This is a genomic window from Verrucomicrobiales bacterium, assembly GCA_016793885.1.
Taxonomy (GTDB): Bacteria; Verrucomicrobiota; Verrucomicrobiia; order Limisphaerales; family UBA11320; genus UBA11320.
The window spans coordinates 1-18,197 of the sequence record JAEUHE010000037.1 but is presented as its reverse complement, the minus strand read 5'-3'; the positions used below and the strand labels follow the sequence as shown (position 1 = coordinate 18,197).

At 58.6% G+C, this 18,197-nt stretch carries 14 protein-coding genes and 1 tRNA gene; 5 read left to right on the top strand and 10 right to left on the bottom strand.

The genetic code is table 11. The annotated features are described in order from the left end of the window. Nucleotides 1-767: 767 nt before the first annotated feature. Together JNN07_04875 and JNN07_04870 are read left to right on the top strand one after the other, a co-directional pair. Nucleotides 768-1,817, top strand: a complete 1,050-nt coding sequence (locus tag JNN07_04875) for a galactose mutarotase (protein ID MBL9167052.1) — start codon at nucleotides 768-770, stop codon at nucleotides 1,815-1,817. Nucleotides 1,818-1,903: 86 nt separating this feature from the next. Continuing rightward, the gene (locus JNN07_04870; protein MBL9167051.1) at nucleotides 1,904-2,650 is read left to right on the top strand and encodes a TerC family protein; all 747 of its coding nucleotides are present in this window, start codon (nucleotides 1,904-1,906) and stop codon (nucleotides 2,648-2,650) included. Here JNN07_04870 and JNN07_04865 read toward each other — a convergent pair. The 9 genes from JNN07_04865 to JNN07_04825 all read right to left on the bottom strand — a co-directional run bounded on the left by JNN07_04865 (nucleotide 2,635) and on the right by JNN07_04825 (nucleotide 11,946). Continuing rightward, a complete protein-coding gene (locus JNN07_04865) occupies nucleotides 2,635-3,063 on the bottom strand; it encodes a YraN family protein (GenBank protein MBL9167050.1) in 429 nt (142 codons plus the stop codon). The two genes, JNN07_04870 and JNN07_04865, sit on opposite strands and share 16 nt — an antisense overlap. A 78-nt stretch (nucleotides 3,064-3,141) precedes the next feature. Next, a complete protein-coding gene (locus tag JNN07_04860; GenBank protein MBL9167049.1) occupies nucleotides 3,142-3,987 on the bottom strand; it encodes a formyltetrahydrofolate deformylase in 846 nt (281 codons plus the stop codon). Nucleotides 3,988-4,240: 253 nt separating this feature from the next. Next, nucleotides 4,241-5,593 (bottom strand): ABC transporter permease, encoded by a 1,353-nt coding sequence (locus tag JNN07_04855; protein MBL9167048.1) that lies wholly within the window; start codon nucleotides 5,591-5,593, stop codon nucleotides 4,241-4,243. Between the two features lie 15 nt (nucleotides 5,594-5,608). Further along, nucleotides 5,609-6,991 carry an ABC transporter permease gene (locus JNN07_04850; GenBank protein MBL9167047.1) on the bottom strand — a complete coding sequence of 461 codons (1,383 nt, stop codon included), beginning with the start codon at nucleotides 6,989-6,991 and terminating at the stop codon, nucleotides 5,609-5,611. A gap of 1 nt (nucleotide 6,992) precedes the next feature. Beyond that, nucleotides 6,993-7,727 (bottom strand): ABC transporter ATP-binding protein, encoded by a 735-nt coding sequence (locus JNN07_04845; protein MBL9167046.1) that lies wholly within the window; start codon nucleotides 7,725-7,727, stop codon nucleotides 6,993-6,995. 44 nt (nucleotides 7,728-7,771) lie between these two features. Further along, the gene (locus tag JNN07_04840) at nucleotides 7,772-9,028 is read right to left on the bottom strand and encodes an efflux RND transporter periplasmic adaptor subunit (protein ID MBL9167045.1); all 1,257 of its coding nucleotides are present in this window, start codon (nucleotides 9,026-9,028) and stop codon (nucleotides 7,772-7,774) included. 174 nt (nucleotides 9,029-9,202) lie between these two features. After that, nucleotides 9,203-9,514 (bottom strand): hypothetical protein, encoded by a 312-nt coding sequence (locus tag JNN07_04835; GenBank protein ID MBL9167044.1) that lies wholly within the window; start codon nucleotides 9,512-9,514, stop codon nucleotides 9,203-9,205. Nucleotides 9,515-9,571: 57 nt separating this feature from the next. Continuing rightward, entirely contained in the window at nucleotides 9,572-10,342 is a 771-nt protein-coding gene (fdhD, locus tag JNN07_04830) for a formate dehydrogenase accessory sulfurtransferase FdhD (protein ID MBL9167043.1), read from the bottom strand. A 44-nt stretch (nucleotides 10,343-10,386) separates the two neighbouring features. Continuing rightward, nucleotides 10,387-11,946 carry a DUF853 family protein gene (locus JNN07_04825; protein MBL9167042.1) on the bottom strand — a complete coding sequence of 520 codons (1,560 nt, stop codon included), beginning with the start codon at nucleotides 11,944-11,946 and terminating at the stop codon, nucleotides 10,387-10,389. Nucleotides 11,947-12,200: 254 nt separating this feature from the next. On the opposite strand from JNN07_04825, the gene JNN07_04820 reads away from it, so the two are divergent. Genes JNN07_04820 through selD form a run of 3 tightly spaced genes read left to right on the top strand, consistent with a single transcriptional unit; the run spans nucleotide 12,201 to nucleotide 17,702 of the window. Next, the gene (locus tag JNN07_04820; GenBank protein MBL9167041.1) at nucleotides 12,201-13,568 is read left to right on the top strand and encodes a 3-isopropylmalate dehydratase; all 1,368 of its coding nucleotides are present in this window, start codon (nucleotides 12,201-12,203) and stop codon (nucleotides 13,566-13,568) included. Then, on the top strand, nucleotides 13,569-15,452 hold the full coding sequence (locus tag JNN07_04815) for an O-antigen ligase family protein (GenBank protein ID MBL9167040.1): 1,884 nt from the start codon (nucleotides 13,569-13,571) through the stop codon (nucleotides 15,450-15,452). 3 nt (nucleotides 15,453-15,455) lie between these two features. Then, complete coding sequence (selD, locus tag JNN07_04810) at nucleotides 15,456-17,702, top strand: selenide, water dikinase SelD (GenBank protein ID MBL9167039.1); 2,247 nt, start codon at nucleotides 15,456-15,458, stop codon at nucleotides 17,700-17,702. A 23-nt stretch (nucleotides 17,703-17,725) separates the two neighbouring features. Here selD and JNN07_04805 read toward each other — a convergent pair. Further along, nucleotides 17,726-17,822, bottom strand: a tRNA-Sec gene (locus tag JNN07_04805). Nucleotides 17,823-18,197 lie beyond the last annotated feature (375 nt).

Genomic DNA, 18,197 nt, shown 5'->3' with positions numbered 1-18,197 from the left:
GTGTCCGTTGACCGTTGGCAGTGGTCAGTTGACCGTTGGCAGGGTCTCCTCACTCGTCACTCGGCTGTCGTAATCGTATTCGTAATCGTAATCGATTCCTCGCCATCCGCTCCGATTCCCGGGTTTTTCACACAGAGTCCGCCGAGGTCACAGAGAAGGCCTGGGCGGAGAAGCGCCTGAATGTTTCTCACTAAGGCACGAAGCTCAGGAAGGTGGAAGGGGGCGCTTATGGACTGCGGAGACACGTCTCCGCTTTTCCTGCACGTGACGGGGTGGCTTAGAGGCGTCCCCTGTGGGGGTGTGCGTCGCCGGGGGGGGAGGTGGCGTGAAGGAACAGCGGTGTCGTGCCACCGCGGTCCATAGTGGGGGAAGCGTTGCGTATGCGTGAACTTTCTTTGTCGGGGCCTCACCTGGCAATCGAGTGAAGAGTGACGAGTGACGAGTGACGAGTGACGAGTGACGAGTGGGTCACCTGCCACCTACCACCTACCACCTCCGCTCAACCTCGCCGAACTTATCGGTTTGACACTCGAAACGACGCCGACCTATAAGCAACTGGCATTCCGATCCCCTGGGAGTAAGCATCGATCGACATCGACTGTTCCTCGTTGGGTTTCGTACGCCAGACAAAGCCAAACATGAAAGCCATCTTCTCATTCGTGAGCTTCGGCGGCGTACTCGCCAGCCTTGTTCTATTGACCGGTTGCGGCTCCTATCAGGGCGAGTCGTGGCGCTACGAGCACGATCTGAGTGCGAATCCTACTCCCATGATTGAAAAGCAAGATTTTGGAAAAACTCCTGAAGGAGAATCGGTTGAGATCTACACCCTTTTGAACCGGGGTGGCCTCAAGGCCAAGATCATGACCTACGGCGCGTTGCTCACCGAACTGCATGTTCCTGATCGCGCGGGACGGCTGGCGGACGTCGTTCTGGGCTTTGATGATCTGGACGGCTATCTCAAGGGGCATCCTTATTTTGGAGCGACCACCGGACGTTACGCTAATCGCATCGCCAAAGCCCAATTCTTGCTGAATGGAACCGTCTACAAGCTTGCCGCCAACAACGGACCGAACAGCCTCCATGGGGGCATTAAGGGTTTAGACAAGCGGGTCTGGAAAGCACGGGATGTCAGCACGCCCCTCGGTGCTGCCCTTGAGCTTACCTATATCAGTCCAGATGGGGAGGAAGGCTTTCCGGGCACCCTGAGCATCAAGGTGACCTATACCCTGAACCATCAAGATGAGCTGCGGATCGACTACGAAGCCACCACTGACAAAGACACGGTCATCAATTTGACCAACCACTCCTACTTTAACCTGGCGGGTGCGGGCGAGGGGGACATTCTCGGCCACGTCCTGCGTCTGAATGCGGAGCGGTACACTCCGGTCGATGAAACCAGCATTCCCATCGGGGACGTCGTGAGCTCTCGCGGGACTGCCATGGACTTCACGGCGCCGATTGCGATCGGCGCCCGATGGAACCAGCTGAAGGGAACCCCGGGCGGATATGACCACAACTATGTGATCGATCGCACCTCCGCAGGAACTCTTACCCTGGCTGCGGAGGTTTATGAGCCGACCACCGGCCGTCGGATGGTTATCTCCACCACTGAGCCGGGGGTGCAGCTTTACACGGGCAACTACCTTGACGGCACCTTGACGGGCAAGGGCGGAAAGCGATACCTCAAGAACTTTGGCTTTTGTTTGGAGACTCAGCACTTTCCCGATTCGCCGAACAAGCCACAGTTCCCCAGCACCGTGTTGCGACCGGGAGAGGTTTATCGCACGAGCACGGTTCACAAATTTTCCGCCCAATAATTGGGACGCTAGCGTTGATGCCTTCCCGGCAGCTTTTGCTGTCGGGAAGTTTCGTTTTGTTGGAATGACTGGAACTAGAAATTACTATGGAATGGATCTCTCAGCCTGAAGTCTGGATCAGTCTCATCACCTTGACGCTCTTGGAGGTGGTGTTGGGGATCGACAATATCATCTTTATCTCGATTCTAAGCGGCAAGCTGCCGCCTGAGCAGCAAGCCAAAGCCAGGAAGGTGGGTTTGGCGCTGGCGATGATCACCCGTATTCTTCTGCTTTGCGGATTAGCCTGGATCGTGAAGCTTGAAAAGCCGTTTTTCGAACGCGATTTTTATTCCTGGCATGTGGCGATTTCCGGAAGGGATCTCATTCTGATCATCGGCGGACTTTTCCTCCTGGCCAAGAGCACCTATGAGATTCATGAGAAGTTGGAGGGGGTTGATGGCGAAAAGACCAAATCGATGCCAGCCACCTACAGCTCGGTCATCGTTCAAATCTTGCTTCTTGATATCGTGTTCTCTTTGGACTCAGTGATCACCGCCGTCGGCATGGTGAAGCAGGTTTGGATCATGATCGCCGCGGTGGTGATCGCCGTGGTGGTGATGCTGTTGTTTGTGGACTCCATCAGCCGGTTCGTGGAGAATCATCCGTCCATCAAAATGCTGGCGCTGAGTTTCCTGATCCTCATTGGCGCTCTGCTGGTTGCCGAAGGATTTCATCAGAAGATCTCCAAGGGCTATGTCTACTTCGCCATGGCTTTTTCCGTCGCGGTGGAGATGTTGAACATCCGGATGAATCGCAAAACGTCAAAGGTCGAGCTGCATCAGCCATATCGATAAGGCTTGGCCAGCAGAAAGGCATTGGGGAGATGTCGGATGGTCCGCACCTGGTCTCCCGACATCAGCACCTCGACAATGTCGAACCGGAACACGATCCGCGGTTGGCCTAGGTCTTTGAGATAGTCAAGGGCCGCCCGGGAGATGCGTCGTTGTTTAGCCCAATTCACCGCCGCCGCCGGCCGGTTCCAGTCTTCCGAGGATCGTGTCTTGACCTCTACGAACACCAGGCAGATTCCTTCCCGACAGATGAGATCGATCTCTCCTCGTCGCGATCGATAGTTGGTGGTGAGGCAACGGAAGCCTCGCTGCTCCAGATATTCGCGCGCAGCGGCTTCTCCCGCAGCTCCCCGTCGAAGATGGGCAGGCAGGGATCGAGACGCGTGGATGCGTCCAGGCCACAGCCTTCGAAACAACGATGAGATCCAGTTCCTCCCTTTCACTGCATCCGACTCTGCGTGTTACCCAGAGGTCGGATCAACGAGAAAAGCTGGTTAGACTTCTTTCACGACTCCCCAATAGACGTCCAATCGCCGCTTCAGAAAGAGCTTCACTGCCTTGACCAGGACCTTCGATTCGAGTTTTTGGCCGGCCTTGATGATTTCGGGCAGGCTCATGTTGGGGCGCACGGGGAAGCTGCCTTGCGCGATGATGGGCCCCTCATCGAGATGCATGGTTACGAAGTGGGCGGTGACGCCGGCGATCTTGACCCCGCGCTCGTAGGCTTGGCGGTAAGCCTGCGGCCCGGGAAAGCTGGGGAGCAGGGAGGGGTGGATGTTGATGATCTTGTTCTTGTGCCGCCACACAAAATTGGGCGAGAGGATTTTCATGAAACGAGCCAGCACCAGAAAGTCGGCTTCCGCCTCGTCGATGATCTTCAGCGCCGCGGTTTCAGCTCGAGCGCGATCCTCCCAAGGAACCAGGTGGAAAGGGATTCCATGGGCTTTGGCGATGGGCTTCAAGTCAGGGTGATTGCCCAGGATGAGGGCGGGTTCAGCGCCAAGTCGCTTGGCTTTCACCTCCGCGAGCAGCGCTTCGAGGCAATGGGGTTCGCGAGTGACCAGAATGGCGAACCGTTGTTTTCCCCCGGCGGAGCTGGAGCGTAGTTTGATCTCCATTCCGAGGTTTTTTCCCAGTCGCTCGAGTCCGGCGCGGAGCCGGTTCCGGTCCCAGTCCCCGACATTCCAGGAGGCTTGCAGCACCATGCTGAATTGACCTCGAGTGACCTGTTCATCCAGGGCTTCGATATTCGCCCCTTGGTCAAATAGGAAACTTGTCACGCGAGCAATGACCCCAGTGCGGTCGCGTCCAATCACGGTGATGGTGGCTAGTTGCTTCATCAATGTGTGCATCGACATATCAGCGAGTGCCTTTACGAACAAGGGGAATTGAGGGGGAGTGAGGAGTGAGGAGTGAGGAGTGATGAGTGATGAGTGATGAGTGATGAGTGACGAGTGACGAGTGACGAGGGATGAGTGACGAGGGATGAGTGACGAGTGACGAGGGATGAGTGATGAGTGATGAGTGATGAGTGACCCTACCACCTACCGCCTACCACCTACCACCTACCACCTACCACCTAACTCCCCACATTTACTCGTATCTGAGGGCGGCGATGGGGTTGAGGCGGGCGGCTTTCCAGGCGGGGAAGAGGCCGGCCACCACTCCGACGGCGGCGCTGAAAGCGACGGCGATCACCATGACCTCGGTCTGGATCACGGGGGAATTCTGAGTGGGTGACATTTCGCTCAATATTAGAACCAGGAGCTTCGAGGCCCCGAGTCCGACAAGGGCGCCCAGTACTGAGATCACCATGCTCTCGATAAGGATCTGCACGAAGATCGAGAATCCGGTCGCCCCTATAGCTTTGCAGATCCCGATCTCCCGGATGCGTTCGTTGATGCTGGCGAGCATGATGTTCATGATCCCGATACCGCCGACCAGCAGGCTCAGGCCGGCAATGATGCCGCCGCTCAAACGTGCGTTCTTGATGCGTTTGTTGATGTCCTCAATCTGATTTTCTTGGGTTCTAAAATTGAAGTCCTCGATTCCCCGGTGAGTGACCATGAGAACGTTGCGAGCCTGTTGTAGGGCCGGTTCCAGTCTGTCGAGGCTGGCAACTTTGATGTCGATGTCGGTCAGCGTGGGATCCGGAACATTGTTGGTGCCGGTGCAAGAGCGGAAGCGGACCCACATGGTGTTGAGCGGCGTGTAAACCACGTTGTTCTTCCTCCAAAACGCATTCCAGTTGCGCCTGCCCCAACCGCGTTGGCGGTTTGGCCCCCCCGCTTGGACTTCAGTCTTGATCCCCTCTTCGCGAATTTTCCGATCCATCTCGCTTTCGTAATGTTTAAACATGCCGACGATGGTGAAGGGTTGATCGTTAATGCGGATCTCCTCTCCCAGCGGGATGATCTCGCGCCCGGTTTCCTGCGGAGAACCGAATAGCTCATCTCGCACCCCAGTGCCGATCACGCAGACACTGCGCGCATTTTCCTCATCAATTGCGTTGAAGAAGCGACCGTGAGCCAGTTCGTAAAGGTTCATCTCCATCACCGCCGGCCAAACGCCAACCACCTCGGATGGGCGCATCGACTTTCCTCCTCTCGATACCATGACGCGGTCAAGTCCCATCTCTGGGGAAATGACCCGCAGGAGTGGGGCGCTCTCCTGCAGTGCCCGGACATCGTGGATCGTCTTGCCCGGCGCCATGTCGCGCAGGTGGTTCTGATGTACTGGGACTTTCTGTTGTTCGATGAGAACCTTGTCGAGCCCCCCCATGGCAATCATGGCCTCCTTCATCCCGTTTTCCATGCCTTTCACGATGGCGGCCATCGCCACCAAGCTGGCCACCCCCAGCACGATGCCCAGCATGGTAAGGATCGATCTGAACTTGTGAGTCCAGATTTCCTTGAGGCCGATGAGGATCGTGTTGATAAAAATCATGGCGGCGAACTCGCGTCAGTCGTAACGCAACGCTTGGATGGGGTGGAGGCGCGACGCGCGAATGGCGGGATATAGCCCCGCCAGCATGCCTACTCCCACGCTGAAGGCGAAAGCCACGAGCAGGGCGCTCAGAGTGATGACTGGCGTGTTGTCGGTGGGGGTGAACGAAGCGATCAGGTGGACCAGGGCGTACGATGCTCCGATTCCGGCGATTCCGCCGATGACCGAGATGACCGTGCTTTCCACCAGGATTTGGATGAACACATCCATCGTCGACGCGCCGACAGCCTTGCGTATCCCGATCTCCCGGACCCGCTCCGAGATGCTGGCTAGCATAATATTCATGATCCCGATGCCTCCGACCAGCAGGCAGATTCCGGAAATGACGCCACCGCTCAGCCGCGCGTTCCGAATCACCGTGGTGATCTCTTGAGCCCAGTCTTCTTGCGTTCGAAAAGTGAAATCTTCGATCCCCTTGTGAGTGACCATGAGGACGTTGCGAACTTGTTGAATGGCGGGCTCGAGCAGGTCGATGCTGGGGATCTTCATGTTCAGGTTCGAGAGCTTGACCTGTCCGGTATCGGTGCTGCCTCCGGAAAGACCGCGGAACTTCACCATCATGGTATTCAGTGGGATGAAGATGGTGTTGTTCTTCATGCGGAAGATAAAATGTCCGCCTTTGCCTCCACCCCAGCCGCGGCTTCGGGTGGGACCGGATTTGAGAGCCTCCTTTGGAAGCAGCTTGCGGAGTTCGCGCTCCTTGCGGGCGCTCTCGCTTTCATACTGGTCGAACATTCCGATGATGGTGAAGGGGAGGCCGTTGATATTGATAGACTCGCCCAGGGGTATGATTTCCTCTCCGAGCTCCTCCGGCGATCCAAACAGGTCATCGCGGATTCCGGTGCCGATCACGCAAACGCTGCTGGCGATCTCGTCGTCCAGTTCATTGAACATTCGACCGTGAGCCAGTTTGTGCTCGTTGATGATCATGGCATCGGGCCAGGTTCCGGAAACCAGGAAGGGCTCGGCGGTCTTCCCCCGATAGGTCGCGACCATCGCTTCGCGATAGCGGTATTGCTCCACGGCGGGAGTCACCATGGTCACCAGCGGGGCTCCCTTTTTCAGCGCCTCCACGTCATCCATGGTCAGCCCCTGCGCCTGGTCGGCGAGGTGTCGCTGGTAGACCGGTAGCTCGTACTGGGGCTCGATTCGAATCTTCTCCAAGCCGCCTGCTGCGACCAGCGCCTCCCGGGTTCCGTTCTCCATCCCTTTCACCAGGGCGGACATGGCCACCAGGGCCGAAACGCCAAGGATGATGCCGAGCATGGTGAGCAGGGATCGAAATTTGTGGGCCCAGATCTCCTTGATCCCGGAGGCGATGGTGTTGAAGAGGTTCATCTCAGCCCGGGGGTTGGGTTGAGGAGAGCAGCGGACGACGATCCAGGCCGGCCAGCCGTGCGTCGACGTTCTTGGCGATCTTTCCATCCCGGATCTCGATGCGACGCGGCGTTACCGCCGCGATCTCGGGATCATGAGTGACCAGGATAATGGTGTGCCCTTCCGTGCTCAACTTGCGGAACAGTTCGAGAATGGCCTCGCCGGTATGGCTGTCGAGGTTGCCGGTGGGTTCATCGGCGAACAGGATTCGGGGATGGTTGACCAGGGCGCGGGCGATCGCGACGCGCTGTTGCTGTCCGCCGGAGAGCTGGCTGGGCCGGTGCTTGGAACGGTTCTCGAGTCCCACCAGCTTGAGGGTGTCCATGGACCGCTCCCGTCGCTCCTTGCCTGAGACTCCGCTGTAGATCATGGGAAGCTCGACGTTCTGGAGAACGCTGAGTTTCGGCAGCAGGTTGAAGAACTGAAATACGAACCCGATTTTGCGGTTGCGAATGTAAGCCAGTTCGCGGGAGGTGGCGGTTTGGATCATCTGGCCATCCAGCTGGATCGTCCCGTGGGTCGGGGAATCCAAGCATCCGAGGATGTGCATCAGGGTCGATTTGCCGCTGCCGGACGGCCCGATCACCGAAACAAACTCACCTCCATCGATATCCAGCGAGACATCGTCCAGCGCTCGGATGGTTTCGCCTCCGAGCTGGTAGATCTTGCTGACGTTACGAAGCTCGACAAGCGCCATGGTAGGTGAGGGGAACTTAAGTTTTGGTCGTCGCCGGTGCTTGCTTAAGAGCCCGCCCCCACTCGGCGTTGCAGTTCAGAAACGGTCCGGGCTGCGTTCGTTTTGGTGGTCGACGGCGCAACCGCGGGCGCTGCCTTGACGGCTGGTGTGGATGTGGGCGCGGGGGACGTTGAGGCGGTGCGGCCCTTGGTTCGCTTCTCCGCTTCCTCCTTCGGTTCTTCGAGGGTCACCACTTCCCCGGCACTCAGACCCTTCTGGATCTCCGCAAAAAAGTAGTCCGAGACCCCGACTTGGATGGTGCGGCGTTCATACCCGGAGTCGTTCTTCACGTAAACGAAGCGCTCCATCTGTTGCGTATCCGGATTGAGTTCCGTGAAGACTGCCGCGAGCGGCACAGCGAGCACCTGATCGGCTGAGCTGACGGGGATCTTGATATTGGCCGTCATGCTGGGCCGGATTCGGGGATCGACGTCCTTGAGCAGGATGCGCGCGGAGAATCCCTTGATGTTGTTCTTGATCGTCGCCTGGGGAGCGATGCGCTCCACCACCCCTGTCACTTTCAGCCCTTGAATCGCCTCCACGGCGACTTCAACTTCCTGATTCACCCTGAGGCGCGTGATGTCGGCTTGGTTGATGTGGGCGTTGATGATCAGTTGGCTCAGATCGGCCACGGTGAGCACCTCGGTGCCACTGTTGAATCCAGCGGAGCCGGAGACTGCTTGTCCCACGGAGACGGGACGCGTGAGAATGGTGCAATCGAAGGGGGCCACGATCCGGGTTTTTCCGAGCTTGTCGACGGCCTGCTCCATGGCCTTCTCGGCTGTGGAGAGAAAGTTCTTCTTCAGCTCGTAGTTGGTGCGCTCCTTTTCGAACACCTCGAGCGAGACCAGCCTTTCTTCGTAGAGCTGCTTGTTGCGCAGGTAGGTACGTTCCGCTTGGTCCATCTCCACTTTAGCACGCTCGATATCCTTCTGGCGGGTCTCCTTCTCGATCTGAAGATCGCGATCATCCAAGGTGAAGAAAACATCCCCCTTTTTGATGGTATCGCCGATATCCACGGTGAGGGTCTCGATCCGGCCGTTGATTTCGGGGCGGACGCTCACCTGTTCGGCCGGTGTGATCTCGCCTGCGGCGCTGACGGTGAACCGAATGTCGCGAGTCTCCGCGACTGCGGTCGTGGACCGCTCATCGGAGCCTTGAGCTTCGGTCTGGGCTGGGAACTTGCCTTGGCCTTGGGAGTACCAATACCAGCCGCCAAAACCCAGGCTCGCCAGCACCAATAGAATAACCACCGGTTTCATGAATCGTTGTTTGGAGGCCAGACTACTCTCAAATACGGTTGCGATACCAGCGCCCTCTTTCGAAGGTAAGGCGATGGGGCCATATTGAACTACAGAGTACGACGGACCGTCCCACTCAGACGGGCTTTCTAGAGGGTTGATTCAAAGTCGTTTTGGAGAGAGGGAGGTCGGCCCTCAGGTATGCAGAATCGTGGGAACGGCTTTTCTGACTTTGGAAACCCACCCGTGGAAGACCTCCCGGACGAGGTCCGGGGCGTCCTCTTCGCCCACCCCTTCCTTGAGTTGCTCGTCCTGAGGCAGCCAGCTTGGCTTGAGGTGCTGCTCTTTGACCCGAATGTCGGTGGCCCGCAAGAAGCTTTCAAGTCGCAGCTTCAGCTGCTGATGTTCTTGATCGAAAGAGCCTTCCAGGGAGGCACAAACCTCGTATTCCAGTCTGTTTTGGGTAACCGTTCCCAGGATCTCGCTGCGGGAAAAATGTGCGCTCATGGCTCGGTAACATCCTATCTGCGCTACACTTCCGCTTCGCAGGGATTGAGCAAGGACTTACGGTTTTTGGCCGGAGTACAGATTAAACCGATCCTCGCGAAGAAATCCGACCAGCAGTTGACCGCTCCGACGCGCGAACTGGACCGCCAGGCTGGAAGGGGCCGACACGGCGGCGACCGCGGGGATGCCTGCCGCCAGAGCCTTTTGCATGATCTCGAAGGACGCTCGACCGCTCACCAGTAAAATCGACTCTTTCAGGGGGAGCCAGCCTTGGTGAAGGGCATAGCCGATGACTTTATCGACCGCATTGTGCCGTCCCACATCTTCCCGGAGCACCTGGAGCTGACCTTTGAGGTCGAAGAGGGCGGCGGCGTGGAGTCCGCCTGTCCGTGCGAAGGTTTCTTGCTGAGCGGCCATGGTTTTTGGCAGGGAAAGCCAAATCTCCGGCGTCACCCGAGTGCGTCCTCGAATGCGTGGAAAGTGACCGAACACTGCGTCGATGGAGGCTTTGCCACACAGCCCGCAGCTGGAGGAGACAAAAACATGGCGAGTGAGGGTGGCGAAGTCGACCGAGACCTCCGGCTTAAGAAAGACGTTGATGACGTTTCCTTGGGCGTTTCGCGGGTAGGCCCGGATGGCGGCGATTTCGTTCGCCCCCCGGATGATGCCTTCGGTCAGGAGAAATCCGGCCGCCAACTCGTCGTCGTGTCCTGGGGTTCGCATGGTGACACTGACGGAGCGCGTTTCCACCTGGATTTCCAGCGGTTCCTCCTCCGCCAGGTCATCCAGTGCCTGCCGGAAGCCTTTTCCAGCCGACCATTTTCGGATTCGAAGCCGGCCCTTCGGTGAGGCAGATCGACCGGCAGTGAGGCTCACTTTCTGCGGCCTCCGAACATGCTGCCCAGGACCCCGCGGATGATCTCCCGGCCGAGGGAACTGCCGATGGTTCGCACGGCGCTTTTGGTCATGGTGGTGACGAGGCTTTCCGGCTGCCGGCCCGCGGGTCGCCGATTGCCACCGAGGCCGGGCAGCGGGGCCGCTGTCGGGGCGGAGGTGGCCCCCCCGCCGAACAAACTGCCAAAGAAGCCTCCTCCGGACGGCGCGGCCGGAGAGGTGCCGGCTGCGGGCGACGCCGGTGTTGCTGGGCTGTGGCCATGGGCGGCCGTGAGCCGCTCGTAAGCGGACTCGCGATCAACCACCTTCTCGTAAACTCCGGCAACGACTGAGTTCTGGAGGATGGTTTGGCGTTGCTGGGGAGTGATCGGCCCGACTTGGCTGCGGGGAGGGCAGATGAACGCCCGCTCGACCATGGTAGGCTGTCCTCGTTCGTCGAGGAAGGACACCAGGGCTTCGCCGACACCCAGTTCGGTCAGCACCGTTTCAGTGTTCAATGCCGGGTTGGTCCGAAAGGTTTCGGCGGCTGCTCGCACGGCTTTTTGGTCTTGAGGGGTGAAAGCGCGCAACGCGTGTTGGACTCGATTTCCGAGCTGACCGAGAACGCGGTCAGGAATATCGCGGGGATTTTGGGTCACGAAGTAGACGCCCACGCCCTTGGAGCGCACCAGCCGGACCACTTGTTCAATCTTCTCGAGCAGCGCCGGGGGGATCTCATTGAACAGCAGATGCGCTTCATCGAAGAAGAAGACCAATTTCGGTTTGGGCAGGTCGCCCGCTTCGGGGAGGTTCTCGAAGAGTTCGGAGAGCATCCAGAGCAAGAAGGTCGCGTAGATTCTGGGGGATTGGAGCAGTTTGTCGGCGGCGACGATGTTGACGATGCCACGTCCTTGGGAATCGGTCTGGATAAGATCGTCGAGGTTGAGCGCGGGTTCGGCGAAGAATTTTTGAGCTCCCTGCTGCTCCAGCATCAGGAGGCTTCGCTGGATCGTTCCGATGCTCGCTGCGGATACCCGTCCGTATTGGGTGGTGAACTCGGCGGCATTGTCCCCGACGTATTGGAGCATCGATTGCAGATCCTTGAGGTCCAGGAGCAATAGCCCGTTCGAATCAGCGATTTTGAACACCAGGTTCAGTACACCTTCCTGAGTTTCGTTGAGCTGCAGGAGCCGCGACAGCAAGAGAGGTCCCATTTCCGAGATCGTGGAGCGAACGGGATGCCCCTGTTCGGCGAACACGTCCCAGAGCGTGGCTGGACACCCGGCCGGCGCGAAGTTGTCGAGATTGAGCTGGCGAACCCGCTCCAGGATTTTGGGATGGTTGCCGCCGGGTTGGGTGATCCCGGCCAGGTCGCCTTTGATGTCCGCCATGAAGACCGGAACTCCGATGCGGCTGAACTGTTCCGCCAACAACTGCAGGGTCACGGTTTTTCCGGTCCCGGTGGCACCGGCGATCAGGCCGTGCCGATTGGCCATGGAGGGCAGCAGAAAGCAGTCGTTCTTTCCACGAGCAATCAGAATCGGGTCGGTGAGACTCATAAAGAGCCATTTAAGCTGGGTCCATTCGCTTCTCAAGCAGAAAGGGACAGCAGAAAGGGTAAGAGAGGGGGCGATGGGTTTGAGTTAAAGTAGGCGTTTTCGAAGGGTAGGGAGCGACTCTGTCGAGCCCATGAATGCCCAAGGTGTGAGAGAGGTCTGCCGCACTCCATGTGCTGAGGCAGATCGACCGCCTTGCATCCGCCCTATTTCCAAGTATTGCGCCCCGGCCAGGTCTCCAGTAGTCTGTCCCCTCTATGACGTTGACCGAAACAATTTTGGCCCGTGCTGCCGGCAAAAGCTCGGTGTCGGCAGGCGACAACATCTGGGTCAATGCGGATGTGCTCATGACCCACGACGTGTGCGGCCCGGGGACTATCGGCGTGTTCAAACGCGAGTTTGGAAAGACCGCCAAGGTTTGGGACCGCAAGAAGGTCGTGATCATCCCTGACCATTACATCTTTACCTCCGATTCCAAGTCGAACCGCAATGTCGACATTCTGCGCGAATTCGTTCGTGAGCAGGATCTTCCGTATTTTTACGACGTCATCGACGATCCGAATGGTGCCTGGAAGTTCGATGCCTCCAAAGGGCTGCTGAAGCGCCAATATGGATCCAATTATGCCGGTGTTTGCCATGCGGCCTTGCCCCAGAAGGGCCACACTCGTCCGGGCGAAATCCTTTTCGGCACCGATTCACACACCTGCATGGCCGGGGCTTTCAACCAATTCGCGACTGGCATTGGCAACACTGACGCCGGGTTTGTGATGGGAACCGGTAAGCTGTTGATCAAAGTCCCTGAATCCATGCACTTCCGATTGGAAGGCAAGCTTCAGCCTGGGGTGATGGCCAAAGACATCATTTTGCATGTCATCGGCGAGATCGGTTTTGATGGGGCCACTTATCGCGCCATGCAGTTCGATGGTCCGGGTGTTCAGAGCCTGTCCATAGACGATCGCATGACGGTGGCCAACATGGCCATCGAGGCGGGTGGCAAGAACGGGATCTTTGAGTTCGATGCTCGCACCCAGGAGTATGTGGATTCGCGCGTGCGTCTAAACGGCACCAAGGCAACCTACGAACCGGTGGAGCGAAGCAAGAACGAGAAGTTCGTCTTTGAGATGACCGTCGATCTGTCCAAGTTGGAGCCCACGGTCGCCTGCCATCCGGATCCGGGTCAACGCAAGAAGGCCAAAGAGATGGATGTGAAACTCGACCGCGCTTACATTGGCTCGTGCACGGGTGGAAAGACCAGCGACTTCGTCGAGTTCGCCCGCATCCTTCAGGGCAAGCACGTCGTCATCGACACCTTTGGAGTGCCTGCCACTCCGGAGATCGTCCATGATCTGCAATCGACCCGCTGGGGCAATACCACGATTTGGGACATTTTGGTGAACGCGGGTGTTCAGATGACTGAGAATGCCGGATGTTCGGCCTGCCTCGGTGGTCCAGTCGACACCTTCGGACGGATGAACACGCCGATGAAATGCATCAGCGCGACCAACCGGAACTTCCCGGGTCGCATGGGTCATAAAGAGTCTCAGGTGTTCCTCGCCTCTCCGGCCACGGTGGCCGCGAGTGCCTTGGCGGGGCGGATCGCTGATCCCCGGGAATACCTGAGCTGAATGGAACGATCCCGGATCGACGTTCTTTTGGAAGGGGTGATTGGGCTGCTGGTCTTGGCGGTTCTCATGATCGGTCCATTGGCGACGGGGTTGGTTCGTCCGCAGGATTTCGTTTGGGCACTGGGTCTCACCGCCCTGGCGGTGGGGCTCTGGGTTTTGCGGATCTGGATATCGCCGGAGCACCGCGTGCTTTTCCCACCCATCTGCTATGCTGTGCTCGCGTTCGTTGGCTATGCCATCTGGTGTTATACGCGGGCTCCCATCGAGTACATTGCCCGCCAGGAATTGCTCCGGATCTTGGTCTACGCCGGAATCTTCTTCGTTTTTCTCAACAATCTCCATCGTCAGGAGGTCACGCAAAGAGTGGCGGTCGCGTTCCTGGTCCTGGCGATGTTGATTTCGTTCTACGCGGTGTATCAGTTTTTGACCCGATCCGAGCAGGTGTGGACGTTTACCCGCCCGCATGGTTATGAAGGTCGCGCTTCAGGAACCTATATCAACCCGAATCACCTGGCCGGCTTCTTGGAAATGATATTGCCCATCGGCGTGGCGTTTGTGATGGCGGGGCGGTTCAACGTTTTATCCAAGGTGCTCATAGGCTATGCCTCGGTGGTCATCCTGGTGGGACTGGGTTTGACTATTTCGCGGGCCGGCTGGGGCGCGGCTGGCGTGGGGCTTCTGTTTCTCTTGGGCCTTTATTTGGTCGCCTACAGTGAGAACTGGCTGCCGGCGCTGCTGGCTGCCGGTTGCCTGGGAGCCTTGGCTGTCGCCCTGTTCTTCGTGGCCCGCAAAGCTGACGCCGGTCAGAACCGTCTCACGGAGTTGCGTAGCGCTTACGACGTGCGGTATCGGATTTGGCCGGCGGCGGTTTCCATCTGGCACGAGAACCTATGGTTTGGCGGGGGGCCGGATCACTTCGATGATCGCTACCGTAAGTACCGGGCCGCATCGGATCAGTTGGTGGGGCGTCCAGGCAAGGCACACAATGACTATCTGAACGCCCTCGCGGATTGGGGCATCGTGGGAGTGAGCCTGATCGGCTTGACCTTTATCTCCCTCATTTGGGGGGTGGCTCGGAGCTGGAAGTACCTCCAGCGAAGCACGAACGAGTTGGGAGCCGCGCGGCAGAGTACCCGGGCCGCGATTGCCTTGGGGACCTGTTCCGGTTTGGTGGCGATCCTGGCGCATTCGGTCTACGACTTCAACATGCACATCCCCGCCAATGCCATTACGGCCATCACCCTGATGGCGATCTTGAGTGGCTTTTTGCGCTACTCGACGGAGCGTTACTGGCTGAGTGGAGTGGCTTGGATGAGGGTGTTGGTCAGCCTGCCATTCGTTGCCGGGTTGGCCTATCTGGTGCCCCACGGATTGAGGCTGTATCACGAGTCGGATCACTTGGCTGCCGCGGCGGCCATCAAAGTGATGAGTCCGGAGCGCTTGGAGCATCTAAAGGGGGCCTTCGCGATTGAAGATCGCAATGCGAAGACCGCTTACGCGATCGGTGACCATTTTTGGAAAGAAAGCTCGGATGGCAGCGACGGCTATGAGCAAAAAGCCAAGGAGGCCATGAGCTGGTTTGAAAAGGCTCAGCAGCTCAATCCCTTGGATCCGGGGCCCTTGATCCGCATCGGAATGTGTCTCGACTGGCTGGAGCGCAAGTCGGAGGCGCTGCCCTTTTTCGAGAAGGCACTGGCCTTGGACCCCAACGGCTTTAACACCGTTGGCCACATGGGATGGCACTATTTTCAGGTGGAGAATTACGTCGAAGCCAAAAAATGGTTCGAAAAATCGATGAGCCTCTATTGGACGGAGAACCCTCTGTCCGTTACCTACCTGAAGCTGATCGAGAAAAAGCTCGCCGAAAAAGCCGCCAAGCCCTAGCCCGTGCACCGGTCGCCTCCAGCTTTCCAAAACCTTGTTCTCGTGGGTGGCGGTCATGCGCATGTTGGCGTTCTGAAGTTCTGGGGCATGAATCCCATGTCCCGAGTACGGCTGACGCTGGTCTCCTCCCAGGTCAACACTCCCTACTCCGGCATGCTGCCCGGCCTGATTTCGGGTCACTATACTTTCGATCAAACCCACCTGGATCTGTGGAGAATTGCTCGCGCCACCGGGGTCCGATGCGTGCTGGATCGGGTTCTGGGCCTGGATTTGGACGGCCGTCGCGTGATCTGCGCGGATCGTCCGCCGATTCCTTACGACGTCCTATCCATCAATATTGGATCCACTCCCCAGCTCGAGGGAATTCCAGGCGCTGCTGAACACGCTATTCCCGTCAAACCGATCGAGAAATTCTTACCGCGTTGGGAAGAAGTACAGCGCCGGGCCGCATCCTGGACCCGCGATCGGTTTCGCATTTGCGTGGTCGGAGGTGGGGCCGGGGGAGTTGAGCTGTTGCTCTCCATGCAACATCGGTTGAAGCAAACCGCTGGTCTAAAGCCGGGAAGGGCGGTTCCTTGTGAATTTACCCTGGTCACGCAATCGCCCGAGTTGCTGGTGTCGCACAATGCCAATGTCCGACGCCGGTTTGAACGGGTTCTGCGGGAGCGAGGGGTTCGGGTGGAGTTGAACCAGCGGATTGTGCAGGTGTCGGCCGATCGGTTGCGGTCGGCCTCGGGAATGGAGATTGGATTCGATGCGTTGTTCTGGGTCACGACCGCTTCCGCCCAGTCGTGGCTGCGAGACTCCGGATTGGCCACGGATGACCGTGGATTCGTGGCGGTGAACGAATGCCTGCAGTCCACTTCGCATGCGAATGTGTTTGCGGCGGGCGATGTGGCGGCGGTGCTTCCCTATCCGCGTCCCAAGGCGGGGGTGTTCGCGGTTCGACAGGGCAAGCCACTGGCGGAGAATCTGCGTCGCGCCTTGGAGGGAAGTCCGCTGCGGCCATTTCGGCCTCAGCGTCAGTTTCTCAGCTTGGTCTCAACGGGCGACCGCCACGCGGTCGCTTCACGCGGCTCGCTGGCCCTGGAGGGCGATTGGGTTTGGCGATGGAAAAACTCGATCGATGTCAACTGGATGAGGCAATACCAGGAGCTGGAACCTGGATCGATGCCGGCCAAGCCGCTGGCCGAGTCCGCGCTCAGCGCTTCGATGCGCTGTGCGGGCTGTGGCGGGAAGGTGGGAGGCGATGTGTTGGCTCGTGTTCTCAAACGCGTGGGATCCCAGCCAGATCCGAAGGTGTTGGTGGGCTTGGCGGAGAGGCGAGATGCCTCGGTGGTGGCGATCCCGGCCGGCCAGATCTTGGTGCAGAGCGTCGATTACTTCCGATTCATGTTCGATGATCCGTATCTGTGCGGCCGCATCGCGGCCAACCACGCGCTCAATGATCTGTATGCCATGGGCGCACGGCCGCATAGCGGATTGGTGATCGCCAGCCTGCCTTTCGAGGGCGAGGTCGAGATGGAAGAGACCTTGTTTCAAACGGTGTCGGGAGCTCATCGTGAGCTGGAGCAAGCGGGTGCGGTGCTGATAGGTGGACATTCGGCGGAAGGATCTGAGCCCTCGATCGGCCTGATGGTTCAGGGGACCTTGGATGGCTCGTCGCCAGCGGCGCATCTTTCCTGGCAGCCGGGGGATCATCTGATTCTCACCAAGCCGTTGGGTACGGGCATCGTTTTCGCGGGGCAGCAGGCCGGCTTAGTCACCGGCGAGTGGATAGAGCGGTCGATTGCCAACGCCCTGCTGTCGAATCAGCGTGCTGTGGCTTGCCTGCAGGAGTATGGGGTGCGTGCCATGACCGATATCAGCGGGTTTGGCCTGGTGCGGCATTTGTTGGAGCTTCGCCGGCCCTCAGCGCTCGGAGTCACGATTGACTTGGGCGCGATTCCAGCGCTCCCGGGAGCCCTGGAATTGCTGGCTCGGGGGGTGACCAGTTCGTTGGCTTCGCAGAACCGGGCAATCGGTCGTGAGATTGTGAATCATCCGGAGAGCACAGGTGCCGGACGCTATGAGTTGCTCTTTGATCCCCAGACCGCCGGGGGGTTGTTGGGTGTGGTTCCGGCCGAAGTGGCCAAGGACGCCGTGAACGCACTTCGGGACATGGGGTATGGTGACGCGGTGGATATCGGTGTTGTCGGCGATTTCGATGGCGGAAGCGAAGGCCGCACGGTGCGGGTTGTGGGAGGTTAAACGTAGAACGAGAACGGGTGGATTGGCGGAGAGGGTGCGAATCGAACACACCTCGACCCGCAAAGCGAGCCGACGACGGTTTTGAAGACCGTGGGGACCACCAGGCACCCATCACTCTCCGGTGCATGGATAGCAACTTTCAGCGAGGCCTGGCGAGTGGAAACGGAGACGCCTGTTGCCCGCGGGGGTAGGGAATCGTCCGACACAGACGACTCTACAGTTGTAGTGTGGGCCGTCTCGGCCCATCGGGGGGGATATCCAAGGGGACAGGCCATCACTCTAGAGTTGTGGGAGCCGCACATCACTCGGCTGGGGTGTCCTGTTCGAGGGGGGGCGAAGTGGCTTTCTGTAGGTTGAAGGAAAAGCGGTGTCGTGCCCTGAGCATTACCCACAAGTTCGGAGGGCTTCCTCCCTATCCCAACGGGATTGCGCCTCAAAGCCCAGGGTTGGGAGGAACGAGCTACCCTGGGGAAAACGCCATAGAATCCACAACCC